Origin of the sequence: Corynebacterium sp. MSK004 (assembly GCF_030232515.1) — a bacterium.
Taxonomy (GTDB): Bacteria; Actinomycetota; Actinomycetes; order Mycobacteriales; family Mycobacteriaceae; genus Corynebacterium; species Corynebacterium hesseae.
This window is the reverse complement of the sequence record NZ_JASPKB010000006.1, coordinates 75,337-86,778: the sequence shown is the minus strand read 5'-3', so window position 1 is coordinate 86,778 and position 11,442 is coordinate 75,337. Positions and strand designations below refer to the sequence as shown.

Below are 11,442 nucleotides of genomic sequence, written 5' to 3'. Positions count from 1 at the left end.
TCTGACAATGAGCGGACAGCAGTCTCAGATCAATGCCGGCGGCGGCAACGGTGAGGGAGGAGACTCTCAAGAGTTCGACGCTGGACAAGTCAGCATAAACAGCGCCGGAACCGATGATCTCCTCGATGAGATCGATGGGCTCCTGGAATCCAATGCCGAGGAGTTCGTGCGCTCCTACGTCCAAAAGGGCGGCGAATAAAGGTGGAACAGCGCTCCGGTAGCGCCCCTGTCTACGCACGGCGGATCATGGGCATCGAAACCGAGTACGGAATCACGGCGAGTGCTTCCCATGGCCAGCGAGTCATGTCCCCGGATGAGATAGCTCGCGTACTTTTCCGGCCCATCGTGTCGAAGTACTCCTCCTCGAACATCTTTAGCCCCAACGCCTCGCGCCTCTACCTCGATGTCGGCTCCCACCCGGAGGTCGCCACCGCTGAATGCGATAGCCTGAGCCAGCTCATCGCGTACGAGCGCGCTGGCGATGCCATGGTCAACCGCATGGCCGTACAGGCGGAGGAAGCCTTGGCTGCGGAGGGGGAGAAGCGCGCCGTCTACTTGTTCAAGAATAACGTCGATTCTGCGGGCAATTCCTACGGCTGCCACGAGAACTACCTCATTGGCCGCCACGTCGTGCTCAAGGACCTCGGCAAGGCCCTCCTGCCGTTCATGATCACCCGCCAGCTCATTTGCGGTGCGGGGATGATTAAACCTGCCAAGGGCGACGAGCCTGCGCGTTTCGTGCTTTCACAGCGCGCCGACCAAGTGTGGGAGGGCGTGTCTTCTGCGACGACTCGCTCACGCCCCATCATCAACACCCGCGATGAACCGCATGGTGATTCGAAGCGTTTCCGCCGCATGCACGTTATCGTCGGCGACTCCAACATGGCGGAGCCCACGATGGCGCTCAAAGTAGGCTCCACGCTGCTCATGCTGGAGATGCTAGAGGCTGGCTTTGAGGTACCGGAGCTTTCGGTGCTTGATCCAATTCAGCACATCCGCACCATCGCGCTCGATTCCACCGGCCGCACCGAGCTTCCGCTCGAGGGAGGCGGCAACACCACCGCGCTCGCAATCCAGCAAGAACTGTGTGCCGCCGCAGAGCGTTGGCTGGAGCACCGCGAGGACACCGGGACACCAACGGCTGAGCTCGCACGCGTCGTCGATCTCTGGAAGCGCACCCTCCAGGCCATTGACACACAAGACTTTTCCGCGGTCGACCGCGAGATCGATTGGGTGATTAAGCGCGGCCTGCTGAACCGCTACCGCGAGCGCCTGGGCGGAGATTGGGCGCACCCCAAGCTGGCCCAGATTGACCTGACCTACCACGACATTCGCCCTGGGCGCGGTCTCTACAGCGTGCTGGAGCAGCGCGGCATGGTGGAACAGTGGATCGATGATGCAGCAATCAATGCCGCCGTCGATACCGCACCGCAGACCACCCGTGCCAAGCTGCGCGGCGAGTTCCTCGCCGTTGCCCGCGAGCTCAATGCCGCTGTGACGGTGGATTGGACGCGGATGAAAGTCAACCGCCCAGAACCCATGACCGAAGAGTTCTCCGACCCCTTCGTATCCGAGGACCCGCGCTTAGACGGGTTGTTAGACTACATGCGTTCGCACCAAGGTGCTTAAGGCCCCGAACCTCAACAAGGAACCTGCCATCATGCCGTCAGCAGATCGCACTGCGGCTCGGACACCAGTCCGAGATCGAGCCATCGAAAGGCTCACCAACCTCACCTTTGCCCTCCACGGCGCAGCGCACCAAGGCGGCGTTCCCGACCGCAGCGCTGCCTGGATTCGCACCAACGTCGAGGGTTATCAATCCCGCAGCGACGAGGCCTTTCAGAAGCAGCTTTCCCGCGACATTGTGACGCTGCAACGCGCCGGAGTGCCGGTGGTGCACAGCAGTGGTGTGGAAGGCTCGCTGTATCGCCTTGATCCTGAGAGCTACCAGCTGCCTCCCGTGGACTTCACACCCGAGGAAGCCATGGTGTTGGGCGTTGCCGGCGGGATTGGCACCCCGGGCGGTTTGAGTGATTTCAGCTTGTCCGCGTGGACAAAGCTAGCGGCCTCGGGAGCCTCCCGCGACCTGCGCGGCGCGCCGGTATATACCGCGGTCAACGACATGACCAGGCTGAGCCCAGAGCTCGTCACCGGGGTGATTACCGCCGTGCGTGCGGGGCTGCGTATCTCCTTTGATTACTTTGCCACGCCCTCAGCCGAGCCGGTTCGCCGCCACATGGACCCGTGGGGGCTGGTCAATCACCGTGATCGCGTCTACCTCGTCGGGTGGGATGTGGACCGGGAGGCACCCCGGACCTTCCGCGCCACCCGCGTGGACAACGTCAGGCGCTCGCGCGCTGCGGCCACCCACCTCGAGCCCACCGCGCCGCTGCAAGATCTCGTCGTGGAAGCGCTGGATCGGGGAGACACCGTCGATGCCCTCCTTGAGGTACCAGATGGCCAGGCCGCGGAGCTTGTCGACGCCGGACGCAGGCGCTCAGATGGCCTCCTTGAGCTGACGGGCGTGCGCCGCGATTGGCTGGTGCGCACCGCCGCGGGATATGCACCAGATATCGTCGTGGTTGAGCCAGAAGAAGTTCGCTCCGACATCATCGCGCTCTTGAGCGGGGAGGAATCGCACCATGGCTGATCAACCTCGCAAGCTGCAGTCTCTTGTTCGCTCCCTCAACCTCATCCCATACCTGCGCAACCACCCAGGGTTGACCCCGATGGAAGCGGCCGAAGACTTGGGAATGACTCCCACTGAGCTTAAAGATGCCGTCGATAGGCTTTTCTGCTCTGGGGTGGGCCGCAATACTGAAGACCTCATCGACTTAAGCTTCAGTTACCGCGACGGCATCGAGATTTACAACGACCAGGGTCTGACCCAGGCCCTGCGTCTGACCCCAACTGAGGCCGGCGCGTTGTTGCTGACGCTCGAGTCCCTCGAGGCAATGCCGGGGCTTGTCGACGTTTCCGCGGTTCACTCTGCCGCCGCGAAGCTGCGTGAGATCATGGATGAAAAGACCGCCGCCATCTACGATTCCCTGGCCACAACGGATCCGGAGGAATCTCAGGTACAGGCGGCGTTGGCGGGGGCCGTCGACAAGCGCCAGCAGGTCCGTTTCACCTATTGGAGCATGTCCTCCAACCGCACCAGCGAGCGCACCGTGCACCCGGCACGAATCTTCATCGTGGATGGCGAACCCTATTTGGTGGCCTGGGATGATTCGGTGGGGGAGCACCGCACGTTCCGCTTGGACCGCATGAGCGATGTTGAGGTACTCGACGCCAGCGCGACCCCGCACGTGCGCAAGCTGGATTTCAACCCCGATTCCCCCTTTGGTCTAGATCACACTTTCGTTGCGCAGCTGGAGATTCACCAAGATTTCACCTGGCTCGCAGAGCACTACGACATCACGCTCGGCGACACACTGGAAAATGGGCTGATAGCTGCAACAATGCCCGTCGGCTCTGAAGCATGGTTTAGCCGTTTCGCCCTCGGCCAAGCCGACCGAATGCGGGTCGTGGGGCCGCAAAAGCTTGTTGACGCCATTTCGGAGCATAGAAATCGGGCGCTGGAGCGTTATACTCAACTGCCAGACTAAGAGCTCTCCTGCGTGCGTCCCGTACAGCGCTGCTGCATGGAACCGTACGCTTCATCAACCTAGAAAGAAGGGGCACCCTCAATGACCGTGGGACCTTTGGAAATCGGCCTTGTCGTTCTCGTCATCGTGCTGTTGTTCGGCGCCAAGAAGCTGCCGGAGCTAGCTCGTTCGATGGGCCGCTCCATGCGCATTTTTAAGTCCGAAGTCAAGGAGATGAAGGAGGAGAACAACACTCCCGAGCAGCAGGCCCAAATTGCTGCATCGAAGAAGAACGATGAGGACTTCTGGAACAGCCCGGAAATGCAGCCGCGCGCATCCAAGCCGGTTGATGGAAATCAGAACTAATCATCTTTCTCGGTAGGCACACCACGCTCAAGGGACTTGGAACTCCAAGGGCGTGTGTGCCGCTGTGGGCTTTCTAGGGAGGCATTGCATTGAGTACCGCGAGTACACCGCCGAATCCCGCGTCTAGCGCACGCAAGCAAAAGTGGATCTCAAAGCTGCGCCGCAAGCCCAAGAATCCTACGGGGGAGATGACCCTAGTCCAACATCTCCAAGAACTGCGTCGGCGCATCGTGATTTCCTTGCTTGCTCTCGTGGTAGGCACCATCATCGGATTCATTTGGTATCAAAACGCTCCGTTCAATATGGCGCCGCTGGGCGAGATCTTGCGTGGGCCCTATTGCTCGCTGCCTGAGGAAAAGCGCATCTCTTTCACCGCGGATGGCGAATGCCGCTTGCTTGCCACCAGCCCCTTCGAAATGCTGCTGCTGCGCCTCAAAGTGGGCGCGTTGGCTGGCGCAGTAATGTCCTCACCTGTGTGGCTCTATCAAATATGGGCATTCATTGTGCCCGGTCTGCATAAGAACGAGCGCCGTTTCACCTTCTTTTTTGTCTCCACGGCGGTAGTTCTCTTCGTGCTTGGCGCGCTTCTTGCCTACTTCATCCTTTCCGTGGGTTTGGAGTTCCTCATGGGCATGGGCTCGGAGTACCAGACCGCGGCACTAACCGGTGAGCGCTATTTCTACTTCCTGCTGACGTTGCTCCTCATCTTCGGCGTGAGCTTTGAGATCCCACTACTCGTGGTATGCCTCAATGTGATAGGTGTCCTGGAATACGATGACGTCAAGGACAAGCGCCGCATCATCATTGTCGCCATCATGATCTTCGCTGCGGTGGTGACACCCGGCCAAGAACCTTTTTCGATGTTGGTCTTGGCCGGTGCCCTCGTACTCCTCGTGGAATTGGCCTTCCAGTTCTGCCGCATCAACGACAAACGCCAGAAGCGTCAGCGCCCAGACTGGATGGATTTGGATGATGAAACTGCCTCGTCGCTGGATGAAGGTCCGGGTGCCATTGGCGCACCGACTCCGGTGTCCGCATCCATGAGTGTTTCTGCGTCTTCGCGGCCGGTATCTTCCAGGCCTGTTCCCCCGGCCTCAACGGGTGAAGCTCCGGCACCGCAGCCTCAACAGAGGAATACTCAGCCCCCGCAGAGCGGCTTTTTCGACGACGTTCTGTAAGCTGGTCAGCCTTTTTAGGGAACTTGTTCAAACGTTTCCTTGGCGCTGGGGACCGGGGCGCTAGTACGCCGTCCCTGACAGGTACCCTGGGGACTTATGACACTGACGCATCTGGACGAGTTCACTCAAGCCCTGCCGTACTCACTGGATGACTTCCAGATTGAAGGATGCCAAGCAGTTGAAGCGGGCCACGGAGTCTTGGTCTGTGCTCCCACCGGCGCCGGCAAAACGGTCGTTGGCGAGTTCGCCGTGTCCCTGGCGCTGCGCCAAGGCACCCGCTGTTTCTACACCACCCCTATCAAGGCGCTGAGTAACCAGAAGTACCACGACCTGGTTGAGGCACACGGCGAGGACGCCGTAGGGCTGCTGACGGGTGATGTCTCCATCAACTCCTCCGCGGACATCCTCGTGATGACCACCGAGGTCCTGCGCAACATGATCTATGCGGGCTCAGGCGCATTGGATCGCTTGACCCACGTGGTGATGGATGAGATCCACTTCTTGGCGGATGCCTCGCGCGGCGCAGTGTGGGAAGAGGTCATCCTCAACCTTGAGGAACATGTTTCCATCATTGGTTTGTCCGCGACAGTATCCAATTCCGAGGAATTCGGCCGGTGGCTAACCACCGTGCGCGGAGATACCGAGGTCATCGTCACCGATAAGCGCCCCGTACCGCTGGACCAGTGGATGATGGTGGGGCGCAAGATCTACCCTCTTTTCGAGCCTGATTCAGGCGGCCAGGTCAATGCTGAGTTGGCGCGCCGTATCCAGCGCCTAGAAGCAGGAGACAGCGATAACGGCCGCGCAGACTATGCACAGAACCGCGCGAGCTTCCGTGTACGTGCCCGGCACAAAGGCGGCGGACGCAACGACCGAAACAAGGATCGGCGCAGCGGCGCACCCCGCGCGCAGGACCGCTACCGGCCGCTGGGCCGTCCAGAGGTACTCAAAGAACTGCAGGCAATGGAGATGCTGCCGGCGATTACCTTCATCTTTTCCCGAGCGGGCTGCGATGGCGCTTTGTACCAGTGCCTGCGCTCCCGCATGGTGTTGACCTCCCAAGAGGAGGCAGCTGAGATTAAGGCCATCGTCGATAAGGGCGTGGAAGGCATTCCGGACGAAGACCTCAAGGTCCTTGATTTCAAGCGATGGCGCGAGGCGCTTTCGCGCGGCTTCGCCGCCCACCATGCGGGTATGCTGCCGGCTTTTCGGCACATCGTAGAGGAGCTCTTCGTCAAAGGCCTGGTTCGTGCGGTCTTTGCCACCGAAACCCTTGCCCTAGGCATCAATATGCCAGCGCGCACGGTGGTCCTTGAGAAGCTCGTGAAGTTTAACGGCGAGGCACACGTGGATCTGACACCGGGCCAGTACACGCAGCTCACCGGCCGCGCGGGCAGGCGTGGCATCGATACCTTGGGCAATGCCGTCGTGCAGTGGGCACCCGCCATGGATCCCACCGCGGTGGCGGGGCTCGCATCGACCCGCACTTATCCGCTCATCTCTACCTTCGAACCCGGCTACAACATGGCCATCAACCTGCTGGGCATGCTCGGTTTCGATGACTCTCTGCGCCTGCTGGAGAAGTCCTTTGCGCAGTTCCAGGCGGATGGCTCTGTCGTGGAAGAAACGCGCGAAATTGAGCGCGCTGAGCATCGGGTCCGCGAGCTTCAAGCACAGTTAGATCAGGCCGTAGATAACCTGGCTCCGCCGACAATTGATGGAGAAGACCCGGCGGAGATCCTCATGGACTATATGAGGCTGCGCCGCGCACTGACTGAGGAAGAAAAGTCAGCGCGTGCCTCCAAGAGGGAAGAGAGGAACAAGGAGGTCGCGGCGGTCCTTGCCCGCTTGCAGGTGGGTGAGGTCATCGCTATCGCAACGAAGAAGCGGCCAACCCTGGCAGTTGTCATCACCCCGGCAAACCAGACCGCCGATCCACGCCCCTGGGTTACCACGGAGACCGGGTGGTCAGGCCGCATCGATGCAGCCGGTATAGATAATCCGCCAATTGTGGTCGGCCACATGAAGCTGCCGCGTGCGGCGCAGAAGAATCCGCGTCGGCATACCAAGTACGTTCAGGATGCCTTCAAACGCGACTACTACAAGCGGCCTAAGAAGATGCGCACTGAGCCGCGCAATCGTCCCAACAAGAAGATCGCGCAGCTGCGCGATGCCCTCCGTGAGCACCCGGTGCACAATTGGCCGGCGACCGACCGCGAGCAGCTAGCTGGTGTGGCCCAAAAGCTCGCCCGACGCGAGCGCGAGCTCCACAAGTTGGAAGCCAAGGTGGAGCGCGCCACGGATACCCTCGGCCGCACTTTCGAGCGCATCGTGGACCTACTGGCGGAGATGGATTACGTGGAGTTTGAAGGCTATGGCGAGGACCGCGAGCCGGTCATCACGGACGAAGGCGAGCGCTTGGCCAAGATCCATTCCGAATCCGACCTACTGGTGGCACAATGCCTCAAGCGGGGTATCTGGAATGACCTTGACCCGGCAGAGCTGGCCGGCGTTGCCTCCCTGTGTGTCTTCGAGAACCGCAAGGCCACCCGCGGCGAACCAAGTGCGGCTAGCGACGACATGGCGGACGCCATGAACGCAACGTGGCGCATCTACACGGAGCTTGTCAGCGATGAGAAGCGCCATAATCTGCCACAGACCCGTGAACCGGAGCCCGCCTTCGCGCTGGCGATCCACCAGTGGACGGCGGGCGCACCCTTGGCCTATTGCATGGCCGCTGCCAACGAGTCCGGCGCAGAGCTGACTCCAGGCGACTTCGTCCGTTGGTGCCGCCAGGTCATCGACCTGCTCCAGCAGGTAGCCAAGACAGGCTACGAAGAAGAGATTCGCCGCAATGCCCGGCGCGCCATTGACGCGATTCAACGAGGCGTTGTCGCCATCGGCGCTTAATTTCCTTCGACCAAGTCCAGCATCGCGGTGGCTGCCGCCGCGATGGCCTTGCGGTGGGGCGCGACCAGCGCCACCGTGGCTAGCTTCAGGTTTCTCCCCAATGGGTTGAGGATGAGGGCTTGTGTGCCGATGATGGCGGCGTCGACAAGCGCTGGCCCACCCGAGTCACCCTTGACTGCCGGAATCGTGTTGAAGACAAATCCGGCGGGGGAGACAGTGGTGCGGAAGTCGATGGACCACGTGCGAAAGAAGGGCAGTAGAAACAACCCCGTTCGCTTCTGTGCGCGGCGGGACTTTCCGCCATATCCCCAGGTGCTGACTGGCGCGCGAAAATGCGGTGTGCTTTTAGCGAGCCCCGGAAGGTCCCGGGGCGATGCTGGTTTATCAAGCAGGCACACAGCTATATCGGTCCCGTCAATCGTGCGCACGGCGGTGATCCGCCGGTTGAACCCGCCACTAACTCTGTAGTGATCATCACCGCCCACGCCATCGCGAAAGAAGTGCGCGCAAGTCAGAACCAACCGGGTTGACTGCTGGGCGCGGGGGCTTAAGGATGCATCGATGAGCACACCCGAGCAATAGCTACCGCGGGTGCGTATCTTGACGGCTGCGGGATAGGAATTCACGGCGCCCAGCTTAACTGGACGAAGGCGAGCGGTAGGCTAACTGCCATGACTGATTATGCTTCCCGCCTGAGCCGCGCCCGCGCGATTGCCGCTGCCAAGAATATCGATATGTTGCTCGTGGGTACCGGCGCAGAGTTCGCCTATCTTACGGGCTCCTGGGTCTCTTCCCATGAGCGTTTGACCTGTCTGGTCATCCGTCCCGATGCCGAACCGATCATCGTCGCACCCAGCACCGACATCGAATCGCTTCAAGGCGTTGCTGCCCAGCTGGTGGGATGGAGCGATGGGCAGGACCCTTATGCACTGGCCTTAGACGGTACGCATCCCACCACCGTGGCTGTGGGATCCTCGCTAACTGCGGACCACGTATTGCGTTTCCAGTCCACGATTCGACGCCAAGTCGAGCCGTCTTCGCTCACTTCGACGGATGCTCCACATGTGGAGTATGTGCTTGCTACCGAGGCGCTGGCTGGGCTCTTTAGCCGCAAGGACCCAGATGAAGTAGCGGAGCTGCGCGCTGCGGCAGTGGCTATCGATGCCGTCCATGCAGAGGTGCCACGTCTCCTGCAGCCTGGCCGCACTGAGGCCGACGTAGCGGCAGATTTGCGCGAGCTTATCTTGCGCGAGCACAAAGAGGTGGACTTCATCATCGTTGGTTCCGGCCCGAATGGTGCGAACCCGCACTATGACTATGGGGAGCGCGAACTCAGCGCTGGTGATCCCGTGGTGGTGGATATCGGGGGCACGTTGCCCTCCGGCTATCACTCCGATTGCACACGCACCTACGTGGTAGGCGCGGATCCTTCTGCGGCGCCTGCTGATTTCCAGGAAGCCTATGCGGTGTTGGAAGAGGCCCAAGCTGCCGGGCGAGCTGCTGCACGGCCCGGGGCGACTGCCCAGGAGATCGACCGTGCGACACGCAGTGTGATCGAAAGCGCCGGCTGGGGTGAGTACTTCACGCACCGAACCGGACATGGCATTGGCTTGTCGACGCACGAGGAGCCTTTCATCATGGAAGGAAACGGGCTGGAGCTTGCCGAGTCCATGGCCTTCTCGATCGAACCCGGTATCTATGTACCCGGAAAGTGGGGCATGCGCCTCGAGGACATCGTGGTGACCACCGAGTCCGGCTACGAGTCTTTGAACCAAGCTCCGAGGGGGTTGCGTTAATGGGCGCGCTGTTGATTCTTGGTGGGCGCAGCGATATTGGCGGCGAGCTTGCACGCCGGTTGTGTGCAGGCCGCCCGGTAGTGCTTGCCGCGCGAGGTGAGCACGGAATGGAAGAGCTCACCGCAGAGCTTCTGCGAAACGGAGCAACGTCCGTTCACACGCTTTCCTTCGATGCCGCGGATGTTTCCTCCCACCGCGCAGTTATCAAGCAAGCTGCAACGCTCGCGGGTGAGGACATTACGACGGCGGTTGTCGCCTTCGGAATCTTGGGTGACCAGGAACAAGCTGAGCACGACGAGGCGCATGCCTTCGATATCGCTCTGGTTGATTATGCCGCGCAGGTATCTGTGCTCACCGTGCTGGCCGACGTCATGAAAAGAGGCCACATTGTGGCCTTTTCCTCCATTGCTGGCTGGCGTGCACGGCGGGCCAACTATGTCTATGGCTCGACCAAGGCTGGCCTCGATGCCTTCTGCCAAGGTCTGGCGGATCGCCTGCAGGGCAGCGACCTAGCGCTGATCACCGCGCGCCCCGGTTTCGTTATCGGGTCCATGACGCAAGGGATGAAACCCGCACCCCTGTCGGTGACACCTGACGTAGTCGCACAAGCTGTGGTCAGAGCCGTCGAGTCCTCGTCGAGTTCGCGGCCGGTGTCCCGCACGCTGTGGATCCCACGAACGCTTCAGCTGTTGGCCTGGGTCATGAAGCTTGTCCCGCGCCCCATCTGGCGGCACATGCCGCGCTAGCGATGTCCGAGCGCGGGGGAGTTGGCATCGAAGATGAAGCCGCGCGGTGCAAGGACTCGGAGCACGACGTCCGCATCGCCCTCCGCCAAATCGTGGATGACCAAGCCCTGCCATGGAGTAACGGTGATCGCTGCTCCCAGCTGGGCAATGAGCCCTGCGTACTCTGCGGGCAACACACCATCTTGGAGGCCCGCGCCGAGATCGACGCGGCCGGGCGCAGTGTGTTCGGTTAACCAACCGATGGGCACATCCGATTGCGCGAGTCCGGCAGGTGTAGCCGAGGACAACCGGTCAATGGCCTCTGGATTCTCAGCGGAGGTCTCGACCACGTAGTCCACGAGCTGCGAAATCGCGTCGCTTAATCCCAGCGCCGGCCCAGTTGCTGCCCCCTCAAGGATGAGACGAGCGGAATCGGCTTCCTCGTCCTGTCCTGCGCTAGCGCCGGATAGTTGGAGTCCCGCCGCCACGCCGTGTGCGAGGAGATCGCCAGCTCCACCATCGACGCCGAAAAGTGCAGCGCGGGTGATAGCCGGGGAGGTTCCTCCCGCTTCAGCTAGAGCATCAGCGACGCGCTGCGCTACCCGGCGCGCCTGAAGGGAGAGGGGAGAGGCCAAGACGTGGGCAGCGGCGGTGGGCAGGGGGACGTCGCCAAGCACCTGCTCGTTACTCACGCCGCGCACACTGATGACGCTGTGCTGCTCTAGGTACACATAGCCATCGCCATGTTCACGGGCGGCCTGGCCCAGTGCTAGCCACTGCTCGGGCGTGACGACGCCGCCGGCGGGGTGGAAGCGCATGGTCTCGGATTCAGGATGCTTCGACTCGGTGAGGGACATGGTGCGCAAGTTTAATCGCTACG

The 11,442-nt window shown here is 61.3% G+C and carries 11 protein-coding genes; 9 read left to right on the top strand and 2 right to left on the bottom strand.

Annotated elements, in window-relative coordinates; all coding sequences use genetic code 11:
- Nucleotides 1–7 precede the first annotated feature (7 nt).
- From QP999_RS08435 to QP999_RS08405, 7 genes are all read left to right on the top strand, one after another.
- Nucleotides 8–199 (top strand): ubiquitin-like protein Pup, encoded by a 192-nt coding sequence (locus QP999_RS08435; protein ID WP_070520514.1) that lies wholly within the window; start codon nt 8–10, stop codon nt 197–199.
- Between the two features lie 47 nt (nt 200–246).
- Nucleotides 247–1,629: a Pup--protein ligase gene (gene pafA, locus QP999_RS08430; RefSeq protein WP_070520512.1), complete on the top strand. Its 1,383-nt coding sequence runs from the start codon at nt 247–249 to the stop codon at nt 1,627–1,629.
- A gap of 31 nt (nt 1,630–1,660) precedes the next feature.
- Complete coding sequence (locus QP999_RS08425) at nt 1,661–2,650, top strand: helix-turn-helix transcriptional regulator (protein WP_070564575.1); 990 nt, start codon at nt 1,661–1,663, stop codon at nt 2,648–2,650.
- Nucleotides 2,643–3,608, top strand: a complete 966-nt coding sequence (locus QP999_RS08420) for a helix-turn-helix transcriptional regulator (RefSeq protein ID WP_070564578.1) — start codon at nt 2,643–2,645, stop codon at nt 3,606–3,608. The genes QP999_RS08425 and QP999_RS08420 overlap by 8 nt, the downstream gene beginning before the upstream one ends.
- 81 nt (nt 3,609–3,689) lie before the next feature.
- Entirely contained in the window at nt 3,690–3,953 is a 264-nt protein-coding gene (gene tatA / locus QP999_RS08415; RefSeq protein ID WP_070520503.1) for a Sec-independent protein translocase subunit TatA, read from the top strand.
- Nucleotides 3,954–4,141: 188 nt separating this feature from the next.
- Nucleotides 4,142–5,131, top strand: coding sequence for a twin-arginine translocase subunit TatC (tatC, locus tag QP999_RS08410; RefSeq protein WP_070532819.1), 990 nt, complete (start codon nt 4,142–4,144; stop codon nt 5,129–5,131).
- Nucleotides 5,132–5,227: 96 nt separating this feature from the next.
- Nucleotides 5,228–8,041 (top strand): DEAD/DEAH box helicase, encoded by a 2,814-nt coding sequence (locus QP999_RS08405; RefSeq protein ID WP_284848075.1) that lies wholly within the window; start codon nt 5,228–5,230, stop codon nt 8,039–8,041.
- Here QP999_RS08405 and QP999_RS08400 read toward each other — a convergent pair.
- A complete protein-coding gene (locus QP999_RS08400) occupies nt 8,038–8,667 on the bottom strand; it encodes a trypsin-like serine peptidase (RefSeq protein WP_284848074.1) in 630 nt (209 codons plus the stop codon). The genes QP999_RS08405 and QP999_RS08400 overlap by 4 nt on opposite strands.
- Nucleotides 8,668–8,712: 45 nt before the next feature.
- Here QP999_RS08400 and QP999_RS08395 point away from each other — a divergent pair, with 45 nt between their 5' ends.
- Nucleotides 8,713–9,837: a M24 family metallopeptidase gene (locus QP999_RS08395; protein ID WP_284848073.1), complete on the top strand. Its 1,125-nt coding sequence runs from the start codon at nt 8,713–8,715 to the stop codon at nt 9,835–9,837.
- The gene (locus QP999_RS08390; protein WP_284848072.1) at nt 9,837–10,583 is read left to right on the top strand and encodes an SDR family oxidoreductase; all 747 of its coding nucleotides are present in this window, start codon (nt 9,837–9,839) and stop codon (nt 10,581–10,583) included. The genes QP999_RS08395 and QP999_RS08390 overlap by 1 nt, the downstream gene beginning before the upstream one ends.
- Here QP999_RS08390 and QP999_RS08385 read toward each other — a convergent pair.
- Nucleotides 10,580–11,419: a ferredoxin-like domain-containing protein gene (locus QP999_RS08385; RefSeq protein ID WP_284848071.1), complete on the bottom strand. Its 840-nt coding sequence runs from the start codon at nt 11,417–11,419 to the stop codon at nt 10,580–10,582. The genes QP999_RS08390 and QP999_RS08385 overlap by 4 nt on opposite strands.
- Nucleotides 11,420–11,442 lie beyond the last annotated feature (23 nt).